The sequence below is a fragment of the Myxococcus virescens genome, assembly GCF_900101905.1.
Lineage (GTDB): Bacteria > Myxococcota > Myxococcia > Myxococcales > Myxococcaceae > Myxococcus > Myxococcus virescens.
In genome coordinates this window covers 1,002,752-1,019,309 of sequence record NZ_FNAJ01000001.1, presented here as the reverse complement: position 1 = coordinate 1,019,309, position 16,558 = coordinate 1,002,752, and the positions used below count along the sequence as shown (strand labels likewise).

Below are 16,558 nucleotides of genomic sequence, written 5' to 3'. Positions count from 1 at the left end.
GCGGCCGCGCGCGTGCCGTCCAGCTCAGGCCATGCCGTCCACCGGGAAGTGGGCGGCCACCAGGACCTCGAGCTGGCCGCGCACGGCCGGCGCCAGGCGCATGTGTCCCAACCAGCGCAGGTGTTCGGGCCGCAGCCGCGCGAGCATCCGGGCCACCTGACGGCGGCGGTGCTCGGGCGGGGCCTCGCGGAACCAGGCGGAGGCCTCCCGGCAGAAGAACGACAGCGCGTCCGCGGTGTCCAGCAGGGACACGTCCCGCGCGTTGGCGGTGCGCGCGTCGCGCGTCAGCAACTCCCGCACGCGCCGGCAGGTGGCGTCATCCGCGCCGACTTCCTCCAACACCTGCACCGCGCGGTCGGCGCGAACCGGCGTCGTGGGTTGCTCCCCTTCATGGAAGAAGGCCGCGGCCTGCGGCGGAAGGTCCACATCTGGCCGCAGCCGGAGCGTCCATTGCCAGGCATCCACCGCGCGGTGGAACTCCGCGCGCACCCGGGGCTGCTCCAAATCATGCAGCGAGCGGTACCGCGCCAGCAGCCGGCTGAAGAGTGGTGTGGCCGAGGCCGCGTTGCGGCGCCGCACCAGACATTGGTAGCGGGTGAGGATTTCCAGCGCGGCCACGACGAGCGCCTCACAGCTCGCGCCGTCCAGATGCAAGGACAGCCATTCGGTGCTCTCCGCCGCTTCGAAGACGCGAGCGTCCCAGGCGATGGGGTCGAAGGCTGGCGCGTTCCATTCGGAGGCGTCCAGGTGGAGCACGCGTCCCCCGCGCCCGGCGGCCAGGGGCGCGAGCTGCACGGTGGGAAACGTGTGCTGCACCAGCGGCCAGCCATGTCCGGCGGTGGGGCCCTCGGAACGGAAGTCGGAGAGCAGGAGCTGGCGCAGCATGGGGGCCTCTCCCTTCAGGCGGAGGAGTCGCCCGTGCAGGTTGGGCCCAAGCTGGCGTCAGGAGCCCCGCATGCCTACTCCCTCCAGGAGTCCCGGCTTCGCGTGGGCTGGTCAACAGAGGCTCCGGCGGTGGGGCGCTCCCTCGTCCCATGGAAGCGCGCACCGCCGGGGCCTGTCCGCGAATGACGGCTAGGGCCGGCCCGGATCCGCGGGCTGGTTGAAGGCGTACGCGCTGGCGCCCGGGGCCTGGTCCTCGTGGAACAGCGGGCACTTGGCGCAGGTGAAGCTATCCCAATCCTTCTTCACCGCGACGTCGATGCAGCCGCCGTAGAAGCGGCAGTGCACGTTGCGGTGCTCGTCGATGGAGAAGGACTCGGCCCGCAGCGGAAGGCGGAACTCGGTGGGTCGTGGCTGTGGACAGGACATGGTGCCTCTCTTGCCCCCCTCGTGGGACGTGTCATTCCTCTACCTGTCATTGCGCCGCGTCATTCCCGGCGCGTCCGGGGCCACCCGCGCCGTGCGGTCGCACGGACTTCATGGGGGCCAACAGGAAGGGGCTGCATTCACTAACGGGGAGGGGCCCTGGCGCGCATCCACCCGGGCGCGTCCGAGGCGGGGTGGGGCGCGCCGCCCGGCTGGCGGGCGGGCGCTCATCCACCTGGGGGCGGCTCACACCTGAAGCGACTTCTCGACCTCGGACAGCTTGTAGCGGGCCATGGCCAGGTTGGCGCTGGCGCGGTGCAGGGCCACGTACAGGAACAGGCCCTCCTTGCCCGACAGCGGGCGGATGAGGTGGTACTGCTCGCCGAGCGTGATGAGGATGTCCTCGATGCGGTCCTTGATGCCCAGCAGGCTCATGGCCTTCATCTTGGCGCGCACGACCTCGGTGTTGGCCGCCGCCGCCGTCTCGATGTTGAAGGCCGGGCTGCCGCCAACGCTGCCCAGGCACATGCCGCTCTTCGAGTCCGCCAGACAGGCCGCGAAGGCCCCTTCGATTTTCAGCGTCTCTTCCAGGGACTGCTTCACGTTCGCCATGACATCGCTTTCTACCAGCGGGTGGGTGGGTGGCTTCGGGACAGTGGAAATCAGCTCATCCAGGCCATACGTCAGTTGGCTGGAGTAGGTGCGCGGCTGCGGAACGAACATGGCCTGGGCGTCCGTCAGCGACAGCAAGGCCTCCAACTGCTCCGACATGTGGCGGCGCAGCAGGTCTCGCATGGTGTCCCGGGGAACCAGGCCCCACGTCACCAGCGTCTCGCAGAAGTTGCCCCCGCTCTGCCGGCACTCCGCCACCACCTGCTCGACGTCCTCGCGGCTGACCACCCGCTCCCGGATGAGCACCGAAGAGAAGTTGAGCGCACCCGGCCCGTTGAGGACCGCCCAGGCCACCTTCCGCGCCACCACGAAGATCCGTCCGGACACGGAGGTGGACCGGACCACGACCTCCCCACCGAGTTTGCTCTCCAGGGCCTCATGAAGCACGGTCCGTACGACCTGGCGAGGCGCTGAAGTCTGGGAGCGGGCGACAGATTCCATGGGGGAGGGTCCAGAGTGCTCCGGTTGGGAATGCGGCGGGAGGGCGATGAATGAGTCCATATATACAGCCAGGGCAAATCATCGCAACCGCACTGTAAATTCTGGCGGAATTTACCAGGGGTGGGGCGTTTGAGACTCATTCTGGGGTAGAGCAGCCCGCAGCGCAAGAATTCAAGGCCGTTGAAAAGCAGACATACATTGTCGCCGCGACGGCGGGTGAGGGCTCTTGGCGGGAGCGTGGGGGGGGTTGGCAATGGCAGACCTCCGGGGGAGGGGGGCTTGCCGGGATGGGGGACGGCCAAGAGGACGTCCGGAGTCTTCACCCGATGGGGGCTTTCCTCGAAGATGCAGGTGTGAACGCGTCTGCCCGAAGCCCCCGCCCCCCTCCTTCTTCGTCCCACCCCTGGTTGGGGGCCCTGGCCCTGGCCCTGGTGCTCGCGCTGTCCGGCTGTTCCGCCTTCTCCCGTGCGGTGAAGGAGGGAGACGCCGCCAGCCAGGAGCAGAAGTGGGCGGAGGCGGAGGCGGCCTATCTGCGCGCGCTGGCGGCGGACCCGGAGGCCTCCGAGGTCAAGGTGAAGCTGGGCAAGGTGCGTCAGGCCTGGAGCGAGGTGGTGCTGGCGGATGCGCGCGCCGTGCATGCCTCCGGGGACCTGGATGGCGCGATGAAGCGCCTGGTGCGCGCGCTGGAGCTCAACGCGGACAACGCTTCGGCGCGAGAGCTGCTTGGCGCCACCCTGGATGCGCGTGTGGCGGCGGGCAACGTGGCGTTGAAGGCGGAGCGGTTGCAGGACGCGCGCACGGAGTTCGACGCGGTGCTGTCGGTGGCGCCGGACCACGCGGCCGCCAAGCGGGGCGTGGACGGCGTGCAGGTGGCCTGGGCGCGGCGCTGGTTCGGCACGGGTGAGGGCCTGGAGAAGGCCGGCAAGCTGGGCAACGCGCTGGTGGCCTACGTCCGCGCGGACCAGGAGCGCGTGGGCGCCACCGCGGCGCGGGAGCGGGCCGAGGCCGTGCGCCAGAAGCTGCGCGACGAGGTGGCCTTCCTGGTGGTGGCCTCGCCGGTGGAGGACCGGGCCGGAGCGCCGGACGTGGCGCAGCGGCTGGCGGCCGGCCGGCTGGCGGCGATGCTGCCCACGCAACTGCCCCTGCGCGTGGTGACGGAGGCCCCGGCGGGCCGCGAAGGCGTGGCGCTGGATTTGTCACTGGAGCGGGTGCTGCCGCTCCAGGTGGTGGAGGAGTCGCAGCGCACGCAGCGCTACCTCGCCGGAAATCGCTCCGTGCCCAACCCGCGCCGCAGCGGCTTCGAGACCCAGCTCCTGAAGGCCGAGCGCACCCTGGAGGATGTGGAGCGCAAGCAGGCCGCCGCGCTGCGGGAGTACCTGCGCATGCAGGCGGAGCTGTCCATGGTGCGCGTGGCCGCGGAGCGCTGCCGCGAGCGGGAGCGCCGCCAGTGCCGCGAGGCCCTGCAGGATTGCGGCGAGGCCGCGCGCGAGGTCAGCGGCCCGGGGCAGTTCCCCAGCGAGTGCAACCCCTCTCGCTGCGACAACAAGGCGTGCGTCGCCGAGGAGGTGCTGCTGGTGGCCAAGGCCGCCGCGTCCCTGCAGAAGGAGAAGGCGCTGGAGGAGGCGCTGGACAAGTCCGAGGGCCAGCGCACGCAGGTGCAGCGCCACCGCGACGCCACCTTCCGTGAGCCCATCACCGTGGAGGAGCCCATGTATTCGGACTTCGTGTTCGACGTGCAGCTCCACCGGCTCACCGTGACGGCCTCCGTCACCGCGGTGATGCGGGACCTCATCAAGGAGCAGCAGGTGCCCGCGCCCAACACGCAGGACTACGCGGTGATGCACGAGGACACGGCGCACAAGGGGTACGATCGGTACGGCGTGCTCGCGGACCCGGTGCAGTTGCGCAACGAATTGGAGCTGCGCGTGGAGGTGGGCGACAAGGCGGTGTCGGACGTTGCCCGCCGTGTGAAGGAGCGCTTCGACGCCTACCGCGGCAAGCGCGTGGAGGATGCCCGCCGCGGCATGGTCCGCCCCGGTGCCGAGGACGTGGTGGAGACCGCCGTGCGCGCGCTCTTGCTCACCGCGGACGCGCCGCCGCAGGACATCCTCCAGCCGCTGGGCCGCGCGCGCGGCCTGAAGCGTCCGGAGAGCCTGGTGGGGCTGTAGGGCTTCCGCTGGCATCGTCTTTTTTTGGGACAAGAGAATGTGGACCGCCGGCGAAGGGTGTCTTGTTTCAGGACGGTCTGTCTGAATTTCAGTCGGCCATTCTTCTATGGGCAAACCCTTAGAAGCACTGTCGTTTCAGGCCGAAGCGTAAAGCCTATTTACGAATGGCCGAGGGGTCTTGGAGTCCCGGTACACCTCGTTGAACAGGGAGCCATCAGAAATCCTGAATGACGGCGATGGCTTGGATGCTGGCATGGCGGCTGCTTAATCGGCTGCGAACCACTCATCCCAACAAGGATGTCCATGTCACAGTCCAAGTTCGTCGGCGCCCTCACGGGCCTGGCGCTGCTCGCCGGTTGCGGCGGTAGCGATGGCACCACCCCCGCCTCCGAGGAGACGCTCGGTCAGGGGATGTCGTGGGAGGAGTTCCTCTCCCAGGTGTATCAGGAGCCGGAGACGGGCATCTTCATCGCGGACGGTGATACGCCGTTCGCGACCGAGAAGCACCTGCGCGAGTTCTACGACAACAACGTCAAGAACGGGCAGCTCATCGTCCACCGCGTGGGCGGGGCGGACGCGAAGTGGAGCGACACGCAGAAGCTGAACCTCACCTACTGCGTGAGCACCACCTTCGGTAGCAACTACAACCGCATGGTCCAGGCGATGGCCTCGGCGACGGCGACGTGGGAAGCCGCTGGCTACGTGAAGTTCGTTCACGTGAGCGCGCAGGACACCAACTGCAACGCCAGCAACAACAACGTGCTGTTCGACGTGAGCCCCATCAACGCGGGTGGCCAGTACCTGGCGCGCGCGTTCTTCCCGGGCGACGCGCGCGCCCAGCGCAACGTCGTGTTCGACCCCAGCTCCTTCCAGCCCCTGGGCGTCTGGACGCTGGAGGGCATCACCCGCCACGAGCTGGGCCACGTGCTCGGCTTCCGTCACGAGCACACCCGCCCCGAGTCCGGCGCGTGCTTCGAGGACAGCAACTGGCGTGCGCTGACCACCTACGACGGCTCCTCCGTCATGCACTACCCGCAGTGCAACGGCACCCAGAACGGCGACCTGGTGCTGACCGCGAAGGACATCCAGGGCATCCAGGCGCTCTACGGCACGCCGAACGGTGAGCCGCCCCCGCCGCCCCCGCCGCCCCCGGAAGGTGTGCCCACCACGGAGACCCGCACGGGCTCGGTCGGTGCGAACGCGAACGTCCACTACGGTCCCTTCACCGTCGTTCCCCGCTCGACCTTCAAGGTCGTGATGACGGGGACGGGCTCGGGTGACCCGGACCTCTACGTCCGCTTTGGCGCGGCGCCCACCACGACCGCGTACACCTGCCGTCCGTACCTCGCCGGCGCCAACGAGACCTGCGAGCTCGAGGTTCCGGAAGGCGTGACCAGCGCGTACATCATGGTGCGTGGCTACTCGGCCGCCAGCTTCAGCCTGACCATCAACTACCTCGCGCCCCTGGGCGGTGGTAGCGGCACGCCCACGAGCGAGACGCGCTCTGGCTCCGTGACCTCGGGTGGCAGCCAGAACTACGGCCCCTTCAGCGTGAAGGCCGGCACCAACTTCAAGGTCGTGATGACGGGCTCGGGTGACCCGGACCTCTACGTCCGCTTTGGCGCGGCCCCCACCACGAGCGCGTACAACTGCCGTCCGTACCTCAGCGGCGCTTCCGAGACGTGCGACATCGCCGTGCCCGCGGGCCAGACCACCGCGTACATCATGGTGCGTGGCTACACGTCCGGTACGTTCAACCTGGCCATCAACTACACCAAGCCGTAGTCCAGGCTTCGGCGTGAAGTGAACGACGGGCGGTCTTCCCCCACGGGAAGGCCGCCCGTTTCTTTTTCCGCATGTCGCTGGAGTCCGACGCGGCGGGCTGAGACGCTGCGCCCGCCATGGGGAACGTCATCGGGCTGTTGGGGGCGTGTATGGTGCTGGGCGTCCTGGCCCGGCACAGTGGGAAGTTCCCGGAGGGCTCCGCCGGGGCGTTCAACACCTTCGTGCTGTACGTGGCGCTGCCCGCGCTGGTGCTGCGGGCCATGCACCAGTTGGTGTTCGTGCCGGAGCTCCTGGTCGCCGCCTCGGTGCCGTGGCTCTACTACCTGGGCGCGGGGCCGTTCTTCCGGCTGCTGGGGCCCCGGATGGGGCTGTCGAAGCCGTCCATCATGGCGTTGGTGCTGACGGCGGGGCTGGGCAACACCGCCTTCGTGGGGCTGCCCATGGCGGAGGCGCTGCTGGGTGCCAGGGGCCTGCCGGTGGCGGTGGTTGTGGATCAGCTCGGCTCCTTCCTGGTGCTGTCCTCGCTGGCCACGGTGGCGGCGGCCCGGGCGGGCGCGGACACGCCGCTGTCCCTGCGCCAACTCGCGCGCAAGGTGGCCACCTTCCCCGCGTTCCTGGCGCTGGTGGTGGCGTTGGTGACGCGGCCCTGGGCCTATCCCGTCTGGCTGGACGGCGTGCTGGAGCGGCTGGGCGCGCTGCTGACGCCGCTGGCGCTGTTCGCCGTTGGCCTGCAACTGCGCCTGTCGGGCATCCGGCCCCGGCTGCCCGCGGTGGCCCTGGGGCTGTCGTACAAGCTGCTGCTGGTGCCGGCGCTGACGGCCGCGGGCCTGCTGGCCTTGCCAGGACTGGCGCCCACGGTGGTGCAGGCCACGCTGCTGCAGTCGGCCATGGGCCCCATGGTGAGCGCGGCCATCCTCGCGGCCGAGCATGACCTGGACCCGGACCTGGCGGTGTTGATGGTGGGAGTGGGCGTTCCGCTGTCCTTCGCGACGGCGCCGCTGATGTTGATGCTGGCGCGCTGACGCATGCCCGGCTGCCCTGCGGCCTGCCACGCGGCCGGACTGCTGTCATCCCGGCATCGCGCTCCTATTTTTGGCGCATGGCTGAGCAACCACCGAAGGCCTCGGGCGCGCCCGGGGGAGACCCACGGCGGATGGAGGTTCGGCGGCCGGTCGCCGAGCTGGGCGCACGGGCCTATGCCATCCAATTGTTGTCTGACGCGCGAATCCCATTCCTCGTCGGCGGCGCCTACGCGTTCGCTCACTACACGGGCATCTATCGCGACACGAAGGACCTGGACCTGTTCATCCGCAAGGACGACGCGGACCGCGCATTGGAAGTGCTCGCGCGCCATGGCTGGAGCACGCAGCGCAACGTCCACGGCTGGCTGCACAAGGCCTTCTGGGACGACTTCCTCGTGGACCTCATCTTCGCGTCCGGCAACGGCATCACCGTCGTCGACGATGGCTGGTTCGAGCACGCGGTCCGCGCCCGGCTGCTGAACTGCGCGTGCAACGTGCCTCCGGCGGAGGAAATCTATTGGAGCAAGGCCTTCGTCCTGGAGCGGGAGCGCTTCGACGGGCACGAACTCACGCACCTGCTCCTGAAGACGGGGCGCACGTTCGACTGGCCGCGGCTGCTGGCGCGCTTCGACCGGTACTGGGAGGTGCTGCTCGCGCACCTGATGTTCTTCCGCTTCGCGTACCCCGCGGACCGCGAAATCGTCCCGGAGTGGGTGATGCGCGAGCTGCTCTCCCGCGCCAACAGCTCGCTGGCGGAGGGCAACTGGGACTCGCAGCTGTGCCGGGGCCGGCTGCTGTCGCAGGTCAGCTACCAGGTGGACGTCGACGAGTGGGGCTACGAGGACGGCCGCGCCTGGGATGAGTTCGAGCGCAGGCGCGAGTGCGAGCCCGAAGTGGTGCCCGCCGCGAGCGGTACGTACGGCGGCCACTGAGCCACGGACCTCGCGCTCGCTTCCCGGGACCTTTCGAGTCCCGGCGTGAGCGCGCCAGGTCCACGGCCCCTGCCACGGCTTCGGCGGAGCCTCACCTTCGGGCAGAGGACCCGCCGAAAGCAGGTGTCATGTGTCGCGGAGCGAAACAGGGACACGAGGTGTCATCGGAATCCTGGGCGCGTTGTGTCTGGCGCTCGCGCCCTCCTCGCGGGCACAGGTCGCCGTCACCGGACAGGGAGGGCCGCTGCGGCTCGAAGCGGGCTCGCAGTCGGTGGCGCTGTCCCTGGAGGAGGGCGGTGTCGTGCGGGGGCCCGGCGTGGAGCTGCGTCAGCGCGGCGCCGCGCTGGTGGGACAGGTGCGTGGCAGTGACGTGGATGTCGGCTGGGCCCACGGAAACCTGCTCGGACGCGTGGGGGAGGGCACCGTCAACCTCCGCGTCCTCGAAAGGACGCCAGAGCCGGGCCTGCGCCTGGAGGGAAACTTCGCCAGCCAGCCGTCGAGCCTCGTCATCGCGCCCTTCGCCATCGCTGGCGCCATGGGCGGATGCAACTACACGCTGTCCGTGACGGGAGAAGGGTATTCGGGCTGGCGCACCTGCCAGCCTGGGACGACGCTCCAGCCGGGGCCCGTCTCCCTGTCCCTGCCCGAGGAAGTGCTGCGCCTCGGGCAGGGCGAGAGGGCGGCCCTGCTGGCGCTGTTGCTGTCGGAGACGATGTTGCCGCCGTGAGGCGGCGCGTGCTCAGGCGAGCACGGTGGTGGCGAAGGACAGCTCCACGCCGTTGTCGCGCACGCGCATGCTGGGCTTGGACAGCCAGTGGCACCGCGGGCAATAGCTGTGCGCACCCGCCTGAGAGGCACGCACAGTCACCTCTCCACCGCAGAGCACGCAGCCGTCGGGGAGGACGAATTCGGCGAACCGCTCGCCGGTGTTGCTCTCGAATTGAGTCATGCTTCTGAGTTAACGCAGGAATCGCGGGGCACAAGGCGACCTGAGGTGTCCCCCGGTCGGGCATGGCCCTGCGGGCAGGCGGGCAGCCGAGCCCTCCTGCATTCCTTACGGGCCCGCCGCGCTTTGGTGGATGGCCGACACCGCAACCCGGTGATGTCGCGTGTGCGCCCTGGCACGGGGATTTCAAGGGCCCGGGGCATGGATGCACAGGGTGAGGATGGTGGCATGGGTGGGGTGCTGCGGGTGGAGCTCCTCCATGACCGGCGAGGCTGGGGTGTGGAGGTGGAGACGTGGGCCGGGGCGGTGCGCCGATACCGGTATGGCAGCGAGGCCCAGGCCCGCTTCTTCGCCGCGGTGTTCGAGATGGGCCCCCGCGTGCTGCCGCCGGTGAGCACCGGGCGCCGCAAGCGGACCCGCCGGGCGGCCTGAGGCTCCGCGTCTTCCCTCTACCCTCGCGGGCTGCTTTCGGAGAGGCTACGGGCCATGAGTGACGCACCCAAGCCCTTCCTTCACCGTCCCAACCGCCAGCTCATCACCAAGGAGCCGGACCCCGCGGGCCGTTGGTCCAAGCAGTTCCCGGACATGATTGGCTACGCCAGCCAGGGCGGCGGCAAGGTGCCAGCCGACTTCGGCTGGAACACCAACCCCAAGCAGTGGCAGGAGGAGATGACGCCGGAGACGCTGGCCGCGCGCTACGACGAGCTGCGCATCCTCCCGCCGAAGCCCGAGTCGCCCGCGCTGCCCGAGGGCGCGAAGGCCGAAGGCACCAGGCCGTAATCCCGCTTCAACGGAAGGGCAGGGCCGCGAGCCGCTCCCGGAACCGGCCGAGCAGCTCCCGCGCCCCTGCCTCCTCCAGCCCGTCGCCCGCCTCCTGCCTCGCCTTGCGCAGGAAGGCGTCGAAGGGCGCCGAGCGACCCTGGCGCGCGCCCGCCGCCTCCACCGCCTCCGCCAGCACGCGCTCCGCGCCCCGTGAGCCCACCTGGTGGGCGTAGCCGGGGACCACCTCTTCGCGGCGCACGTCGGCGAAGGCCGAGGCGGTGAGATACACGAGGTCGCCGATGCGCACGCGGAAGTCGGCGCGGAAGGCCTGCAGCTCGGCCATCAGCGTCCAGCGGTCGGTCACCACCTCCGGGCGGCACATCTGCTGTCCCAGCCCCGCCACACGCCGGGCCAGCCGGTCCGCGATGGCGTGCAGCACCGCCTCCACCTCCTGCGCCAGCCGCTCATCCGAGCTGGCCGGCGGCGGGGCCCAGCCACCGTCGCCGAGCCCGGCCGGGCGTGAGGGGGGCGGGAACTCCTGGTGGACGACGCTGACGAGCTGGTTGACGCCCACCAGCGTGTCGCCAATGGCGGGCGCCATCGTCTCCCACAGCGACAGGTCCGCGCCGCCGTCCGCTTCCACCGACGTGGGCTCGTACTTCGCGATGCTCAGGTGCCCCAGCCGGTCGATGGCCACCGTCGCCGCGCGGTGCACGCGCTCCATCCGGTCCGCGAGGTGCCGGTCGGTCAAGGCTTCCAGGAGCGATTCCAGGCGCGCGGGAAGCGCATCCTGGGGCAGGCGGGATTGGGGCTTGGGCGCTGGCAAGGAGCGGCGACCCTGGCGCACCGTCTCGAGCCACGCGAAGAACGGGGGGACTCGTCAGGGCCCCTGCCTCCCGGCATAGAGTGGAGGGAAGGGGAGAACCGATGACAATCCGCTTCCGGCGCCGCCGGCTGCTGGGGGGAGGACTGGCTGCGTTGCTCGTGGGGGGCGCGATAGCCTTTGCCTCCTGGGACGTCTGCCTTTCCGCCTGGGTCCTGCGAGGAGTGAAGGTGCCGAGCTGTCCGGACGGACAGTTCCGCCAGGTGGTGGAGGTCCATGGCTCCGGCCTGGCGCGTGGCGACACGGGCCAGGTGGTGGTCATGACGCATGCGCTGGCGCCGCACCCGGAATCCGGCCAGATGATGAAGGCTCCGGTGACGAAGGGCACGGCCGCCGTGTTCCTGGTGGACGGGGAAGGGAAGGAGACGCCGCTTCCGCTGTCGAAGGGGACGGAGTGGATGCCCACCCTGGACGACCGGGGGCTGGCGGCCCGCGTGGCGCTGCCGGAGGTACCGGACGGTGACTACCAGCTTCGGGCCCGCGTCACCTCGCCGCTGGGCACGGACACCGTGGACGCGCCGCTGCCGCTGTATGCCAATGCCCTGGCGCATGTGTTGACGGATCGGCCCCTGTACGAGCCGGGCCACGAGGTCCTCTTCCGCGCGGTGGTGCTGAGGGCCAAGGACCTGGCGCCGTTGGATGGGCGGCCGGGGACGTGGGTGGTGCGGGATTCCACCGGCGAAGTGGTGCTGGAGGAGCGCGCGCCGGCCGGGCCCTGGGGTGTGGTGGCCGGGCGCTTCCCGCTGGACCGGGGCGCGCCGCAAGGAAGCTGGACGGTGAGCTGGGTGAGCGGCGGAGCGCAGGCCTCGGCGTCCTTCGAGGTGAAGCCCTTCACCCTGCCGCGCTTCCGCGTGGAGGCGCGCAGCGCCCGGCCCTTCTGGCGCGCGGACGAGGTGCCGGTGGTGGATGGGCAGGTGACGTATGCCTCGGGCGCGCCAGTGGCCGACGTGGAGGTGGGCCTGACGTGGAACATCCACGGTGACTGGCCCGCGCCCACGGAGTGGCAGGCGGGAGGCCTGCCGGACCGCGCGCGCACCGACGCCGCGGGGCGCTTCCGCCTGTCGCTGCCGCGCGTGCCCATGGACCTGCGCGGACAGGCCCAGTTGGTGGCGCGTCTGGTGGCGCGGGACGCGGCGGGAGACCGCATCGAAGGCGGCGTGTCGCTGCTGCTATCCGAGGACGCGCTGCAGGTGTCGGCGGTGACGGAGGTGGAGGGCGGACTGGCGCCGGGCTTCAACAACCGCGTCTACGTGCGCGCGACGACGGCCGCGGGGCAGGTGCTGCCGGGTACGGAGCTGACGGTGAAGCGCGCCTGGGACCCGCGCGACGAAGGCGTGCGCGCGATGACGGACGAGGACGGCGTGGCCGTCTTCCAGCTCGACCCCGGGCCTCCCGTCAACGTCGTGGTGCCGCCCATGCCCGTGCGCCCGCCGCCGCCCAAGCCCACGGTGAGGCTGGGCCAGACGCGCAACCTGCTGGCGCCGGAGACGGAGGCCTCGCTCGAGGACCTGCTCGCGCTGGAGAAGGCGTTGCCCGCGCTCGAACCCTGTGCGCGCTTCGTGACGCGTGAGGATGGAGAGGTGGAAGTCGCGCTCGGCCTGCGCGTGAGCGCCGCGGGCGCGGTGGTGGACGTGGTCTCTGGAGAGGGCGCACTGCCCGCCTGCGTGGCCTCGGCGTTGCGCACCCGCGTGCTTCCCGCCGGGCGTGAGCGGGTCTTCCAGGTGCGCCTGGGCATCATGGACCCAGGCCTGCCGGAGTTGGCAGTGGAGGTGGAGGCGGCCATTGGCGCCCCTGAGACGCTGGTGGCCGCGCTGGACGACGCGGCTCTCGATGCGCGCGCGTGTCTGCCTCGGGACCTGAGCATGGACGCTCCGCTGCCCGCGGCGTTGAGCTGGCGGCTGGGGAAGCGGGGCCTGGAGTCGCTGACGTGGGTGATGCTGCCGAAGCAGTCGAACGCGTTGGCCGCGTCCGTCCTGCCCTGCATCCAGGAGCGCTTCACGCGTATCCGGATGTCCGAGCCCGAGTATCCGCACAACGCCCTGGGCGTGGCGCACCTCACCGCCCGTCTGTCGGGTGAGAAGGGGCGCCAGGCCGTTTCCCAGGCCACCACCTTCCTGGGCTACGAGCTGAAGGTGAGCGGCACGCAGGGGGGAGAGGCCGTGGGCGAAACGAAGCTGGTGCTGCGTCCGGCGGAGGTACCACCCACGCGCCTGCGCGCCACGCCCGTGCTGGCGCGCGGCGGCGAGGAGGTCCGCATCGAGCTGATGCGCGGCCCCCAGTTCGAGGGCCCGCTGCCCGAGACCCTGGTGCTCCAGGCGGGCAACCAACGAATGGAAGAGAAGGTGGACAAGGCGACGCGCTCGGTCCGCTTCAAGCTGCCCGAGGACTTCGAGGGCTGGGCGATGACGTACTGGGAGGGCGCGCAGGGCCGGGTGTACGTGGCGCCGCGCGCGCAGCTCTCCGTGGAGGTGACGCCGGACAAGCAGCGCTACGCTCCCGGAGAGCTGGCCCGGCTCCAATTGCAGACGCGGGTGGATGGCCAGGACGGTCCGGCGGCGGTGGGCCTCTTCGGCGTGGATGAGACGTTGGCGCAGCTGGCGCCGCTGCCAGGGCCGGACGCGCTGGGGCAGCTGCGGCCGGTGCCCACGGTGGCCTCGCCGGCCTTCGGTGTCCTGGACGGTCAGGCGCTGGCCATGGGCCGCATCCGCGGGGCCAACGCGGCGTCGGCGGCGGTGCTGCGGGTGAGCGATGTGCCTCGGCGCGAGCACACGGAGCCCCGCGTGACGGTGAACGCGGTGACGGCCTTCGAGCCGGAGTCGGAGCTGACCGAACCCTTCTACGCGGTGCTGGCGGAGCTGCACGCGCAGGTGCGCGCCTGGGAGGAGAAGGCGCCGCAGGGGCAGACGCTGGACCCGGCGGGCATGGCCCGGCTGTGGGAGGGCGCGCTGGCGGCGTGTGAGAAGCGAGGTGACAAGGTGACGGATGCCTTTGGCCGCCGGTTGAAGCTGTCGCGGCTGCCCGTGGACCTGCTGGCGCTCACCGACCCGCGGGCGGTGGTGTCCAGCGGCACGCGGCTGCCGGAGGACGTGGAGAACTGGAACGCTTGGGTTGCCCGGGAGGCGCCATGAATCGCTCGTTCTTCGCCGGGGTGGGGTGCTCCCTGGCGAGCCTGGTGGGACTGGTCATGTTCGTGGCGCTCTTCGGTGACAACGTGCGGCGCCTGTTCGGCGCATCCGCTGAGGCACTGGCGGGGGCGCCCGAGCCCCAGGCGTCGAAGAGCCTCCGCACCTTTGGTGGACAGAACTCCGAGTTCGACGAGGTGCAAGCGGTGCTGGCCCCCCCGCCGGTCATGGCGGAGGCGGAGATGGCGTTCGGGGGGATAGAGGGGGGGCTCGGATTCGCGAACGAGCCCCGCAGTGCCCGCGCCGTCGTGGTCAAGGATGATGCACGCAAGGGCGGGGGCGGCGCGGAGGCGGACGCCACGCCCAGCCGTGCCTGGTTCCCGGAGACGTTCCTCTTCGAGCCCCTGGTGGTGACGGACGCGTCCGGCGCGGCGACGGTGCCGGTGCGCGTGCCGGACCGCCTCACGCAGTGGCGGGTGCTGGCGCTGGCGCACTCGCGTTCGGGCGCGCAGTCCGGCGCGGTGACGTCCTTCACGGGCACGCTGCCCACGTACGTGGACCCGGTGCTGCCGGCCTTCCTGCGCGCGGGCGACGCCGTGCGGATGCCGGTGCAGGTGATGAACACCACGGACGCGGCGGTGGAGGCGCCCTTGAAGGTGGAGGTGCCAGGCGCGCTGGTGGAGGGCGGCAGCCGCACCGTGCGCGTTCCGGCGCGCGGCAGCGTGGTGGAGTACGTGACGGTGCGGGTGGCCACGCCAGGGCAGGTGGCGGTGCGCGCGACGCTGGGCGCCACCGACGCGGTGGTGCGGGACTTCCCCGTGTGGTCCACGGGGCGGCCGGTGGTGGAGGCGCGCGGTGGCACGCTGGCGGCGCCGCGCTCGCTGTCGCTCACCGGGCCTGCGGACGCGCAGCCGGGGAGCGAGCGCGTCCGGGTGCGGGTGTTCCCCGGCGGGCTGGGCGTGCTGCGCTCGGAGTTGCTGAACGCGAGCGCGCGCGAGGACGCGGCCGGCGTGGGCTATTCGCTGCTGCTGGCAGGCCGTGCGCCGGAGCTCCTGAGCGCGCTGGGCGAGACGCGGTCCGCGGAGGCGCTGAAGGCGCTGAGCACGCCCGGGCAGCGGCTGACGGCGCCCGTGCCTCCGGAGCCCGGTGAAGTCGACGTGGAGTCGGTACGGGCGGGGCTGATGCGGGCGACCCAGCGCGCGCTGCGGTGGGGCCGGGCGCCGGACGTGGCCACGGCGGCGCTGCTGGCGGAGGGTGCGCTGGCGCATCCGGACAACCCCGTGCTGGCCCGCCTGGGCGAGCGGCTGGCCGCGCAGGTGGCGGCGGCGCAGCTCCCGGACGGCACCTGCCAGGGCGGCAACGGCTGGACGCTCCAGCGGCTGCTGGTGGCCACCGCGGATTGCACGCGCGCGGTGAACGCAGCGGCGGTGACGCCGGAGGGCAAGCGCCGCGCGGCCTTCTTCACCGCGCGGGCCTCGGGTGCGCTGGAGCGCAACCGGGCGCACGTCAAGGATGGCTACACCGCGGCGGCGCTGCTGGCGAGCGGCGCGGTGACGGGCTCGTTGCGAGACTCGCTGCGCGAGCAGGTGCGGGGCGCCGTGCAGCGGCGCGACGAGGGCGCCGCGTTCCTGCCCGTGGAGGAGGGCGTGGTGGACGCCGCGGGCGGCACGCCGACGGAGGCCGAGGCCACCGCGCTGGCCGTGCTGGCCCTGGAGGGCGACGCGAAGGCGCCCGTGGCGGACCTGGGCGCCGCGTTGCTCGCCAGCTACGAGCCGGTGAATGGCTGGGGCAACGGGCGCGCCAACCGCCTGGCGTTGCAGGCCGTGGTGTCCCTCTTCCGCGAGCCGCTGCCCTCTCAGGTGCGGGTGGTGCTGGAGCGGGACGGCCAGGTCATCACCGAGGGCACCTTCGACGCCAAGGCCCTGCGCGAGGTGATGTCGCTGGAGGCGGCGGCGCCGGGCTCCGGCGGCGCGCATACCTGGACGGTGCGCGCGGAGCCCGCGGTGCCCGGGTTGGGCTTCGCGCTGGCGTTGAGCGCCGCGGTGCCGTGGACGCAGCAGGCACAGGCCGGGCTGGAGTTGTCCGTGCAGGTGCCCTCGGACGCGAAGGTGGGGCAGCCGTCGGAGGTGACGCTCCAGGCCTCCACGCCGTCGGGCCTGCCGCTGGTGATTCGCCACGGGCTGCCCGCGGGCGTGCAGGTGGACACCGCCAGCCTGGAGGCGCTCGTGCGCGAAGGGAAGGTGGCGTCCTGGCAGAGCGAGGATGGCGCGGTGACGCTGCGGCTTCATCCCCGAGGGCCGGGCGAGCCCTTCCAGGCGCGCTTCCGCGTCATCCCGACGCTGGCGGGCACACTCCAGGGAGGCGCGTCGTCGCTGATGACCCTGTCGCGCCCTGACCTGGTGTCCTACGTACCCCCCGCTACGTGGGCCGTACGCTGAGGAGAAGTCGCTGGCACTTCCTGCCCCCCGGGCCACTGCCCCGGCGCTGGGGGGCGCGTTATGTGTCGACTCGTGGTGA

Annotated in this window: 14 protein-coding genes; 9 read left to right on the top strand and 5 right to left on the bottom strand. The window is 71.3% G+C overall.

Translation table 11 applies throughout. The features are described from left to right. Positions 1–24: 24 nt before the first annotated feature. The 3 genes from BLU09_RS04135 to BLU09_RS39220 form a co-directional block, all read right to left on the bottom strand. The gene (locus tag BLU09_RS04135; protein ID WP_090485685.1) at positions 25–885 is read right to left on the bottom strand and encodes a DUF4202 domain-containing protein; all 861 of its coding nucleotides are present in this window, start codon (positions 883–885) and stop codon (positions 25–27) included. Positions 886–1,074: 189 nt separating this feature from the next. Continuing rightward, positions 1,075–1,311 carry a hypothetical protein gene (locus BLU09_RS04130; protein WP_011550925.1) on the bottom strand — a complete coding sequence of 79 codons (237 nt, stop codon included), beginning with the start codon at positions 1,309–1,311 and terminating at the stop codon, positions 1,075–1,077. Positions 1,312–1,554: 243 nt separating this feature from the next. After that, positions 1,555–2,325: a hypothetical protein gene (locus BLU09_RS39220; RefSeq protein WP_244171396.1), complete on the bottom strand. Its 771-nt coding sequence runs from the start codon at positions 2,323–2,325 to the stop codon at positions 1,555–1,557. Positions 2,326–2,747: 422 nt separating this feature from the next. Here BLU09_RS39220 and traC point away from each other — a divergent pair, with 422 nt between their 5' ends. From traC to BLU09_RS04100, 5 genes are all read left to right on the top strand, one after another. Continuing rightward, a complete protein-coding gene (gene traC, locus BLU09_RS04120) occupies positions 2,748–4,589 on the top strand; it encodes an outer membrane exchange accessory lipoprotein TraC (protein ID WP_186817901.1) in 1,842 nt (613 codons plus the stop codon). Between the two features lie 297 nt (positions 4,590–4,886). Continuing rightward, positions 4,887–6,374 (top strand): M57 family metalloprotease, encoded by a 1,488-nt coding sequence (locus BLU09_RS04115; protein ID WP_090485679.1) that lies wholly within the window; start codon positions 4,887–4,889, stop codon positions 6,372–6,374. Between the two features lie 116 nt (positions 6,375–6,490). Next, on the top strand, positions 6,491–7,396 hold the full coding sequence (locus tag BLU09_RS04110; protein ID WP_090485676.1) for an AEC family transporter: 906 nt from the start codon (positions 6,491–6,493) through the stop codon (positions 7,394–7,396). A 77-nt stretch (positions 7,397–7,473) separates the two neighbouring features. Continuing rightward, positions 7,474–8,328 (top strand): nucleotidyltransferase family protein, encoded by an 855-nt coding sequence (locus BLU09_RS04105; RefSeq protein ID WP_090485673.1) that lies wholly within the window; start codon positions 7,474–7,476, stop codon positions 8,326–8,328. 130 nt (positions 8,329–8,458) lie between these two features. Next, on the top strand, positions 8,459–9,055 hold the full coding sequence (locus BLU09_RS04100; protein ID WP_090485667.1) for a hypothetical protein: 597 nt from the start codon (positions 8,459–8,461) through the stop codon (positions 9,053–9,055). Positions 9,056–9,067: 12 nt separating this feature from the next. On the opposite strand, the gene BLU09_RS04095 is transcribed toward BLU09_RS04100, so the two are convergent. Further along, entirely contained in the window at positions 9,068–9,277 is a 210-nt protein-coding gene (locus BLU09_RS04095) for a hypothetical protein (RefSeq protein WP_011550932.1), read from the bottom strand. A 198-nt stretch (positions 9,278–9,475) separates the two neighbouring features. Here BLU09_RS04095 and BLU09_RS04090 point away from each other — a divergent pair, with 198 nt between their 5' ends. Both BLU09_RS04090 and BLU09_RS04085 read left to right on the top strand, forming a co-directional pair. Next, entirely contained in the window at positions 9,476–9,706 is a 231-nt protein-coding gene (locus BLU09_RS04090; protein ID WP_090485664.1) for a hypothetical protein, read from the top strand. 54 nt (positions 9,707–9,760) lie between these two features. Further along, positions 9,761–10,054 (top strand): hypothetical protein, encoded by a 294-nt coding sequence (locus BLU09_RS04085; protein WP_090485661.1) that lies wholly within the window; start codon positions 9,761–9,763, stop codon positions 10,052–10,054. A gap of 7 nt (positions 10,055–10,061) precedes the next feature. Here the strand turns inward: BLU09_RS04085 and BLU09_RS04080 are convergent, their stop codons facing one another. Beyond that, positions 10,062–10,787, bottom strand: coding sequence for a hypothetical protein (locus BLU09_RS04080; RefSeq protein ID WP_244171395.1), 726 nt, complete (start codon positions 10,785–10,787; stop codon positions 10,062–10,064). 176 nt (positions 10,788–10,963) lie between these two features. Here BLU09_RS04080 and BLU09_RS04075 point away from each other — a divergent pair, with 176 nt between their 5' ends. Next, entirely contained in the window at positions 10,964–14,047 is a 3,084-nt protein-coding gene (locus BLU09_RS04075; protein WP_186817899.1) for an MG2 domain-containing protein, read from the top strand. Continuing rightward, positions 14,044–16,479, top strand: coding sequence for an alpha-2-macroglobulin family protein (locus BLU09_RS04070; RefSeq protein WP_244171394.1), 2,436 nt, complete (start codon positions 14,044–14,046; stop codon positions 16,477–16,479). Before BLU09_RS04075 ends, BLU09_RS04070 begins: the two co-directional genes overlap by 4 nt. Positions 16,480–16,558: the final 79 nt, after the last annotated feature.

Excerpts from the sequence above, each read along its gene's own strand:
- BLU09_RS04115 (WP_090485679.1), top strand. The coding sequence starts at position 4,887 with ATGTCCATGTCACAGTCCAAGTTCGTCGGCGCCCTCACGGGCCTGGCG.
- BLU09_RS04135 (WP_090485685.1), bottom strand. The coding sequence starts at position 885 with ATGCTGCGCCAGCTCCTGCTCTCCGACTTCCGTTCCGAGGGCCCCACC.
- BLU09_RS04070 (WP_244171394.1), top strand. The coding sequence starts at position 14,044 with ATGAATCGCTCGTTCTTCGCCGGGGTGGGGTGCTCCCTGGCGAGCCTG.
- BLU09_RS04110 (WP_090485676.1), top strand. The coding sequence starts at position 6,491 with ATGGGGAACGTCATCGGGCTGTTGGGGGCGTGTATGGTGCTGGGCGTC.
- BLU09_RS04090 (WP_090485664.1), top strand. The coding sequence starts at position 9,476 with ATGGATGCACAGGGTGAGGATGGTGGCATGGGTGGGGTGCTGCGGGTG.
- BLU09_RS04085 (WP_090485661.1), top strand. The coding sequence starts at position 9,761 with ATGAGTGACGCACCCAAGCCCTTCCTTCACCGTCCCAACCGCCAGCTC.
- BLU09_RS04095 (WP_011550932.1), bottom strand. The coding sequence starts at position 9,277 with ATGACTCAATTCGAGAGCAACACCGGCGAGCGGTTCGCCGAATTCGTC.
- BLU09_RS04075 (WP_186817899.1), top strand. The coding sequence starts at position 10,964 with ATGACAATCCGCTTCCGGCGCCGCCGGCTGCTGGGGGGAGGACTGGCT.
- traC (WP_186817901.1), top strand. The coding sequence starts at position 2,748 with ATGGGGGCTTTCCTCGAAGATGCAGGTGTGAACGCGTCTGCCCGAAGC.
- BLU09_RS04130 (WP_011550925.1), bottom strand. The coding sequence starts at position 1,311 with ATGTCCTGTCCACAGCCACGACCCACCGAGTTCCGCCTTCCGCTGCGG.
- BLU09_RS04105 (WP_090485673.1), top strand. The coding sequence starts at position 7,474 with ATGGCTGAGCAACCACCGAAGGCCTCGGGCGCGCCCGGGGGAGACCCA.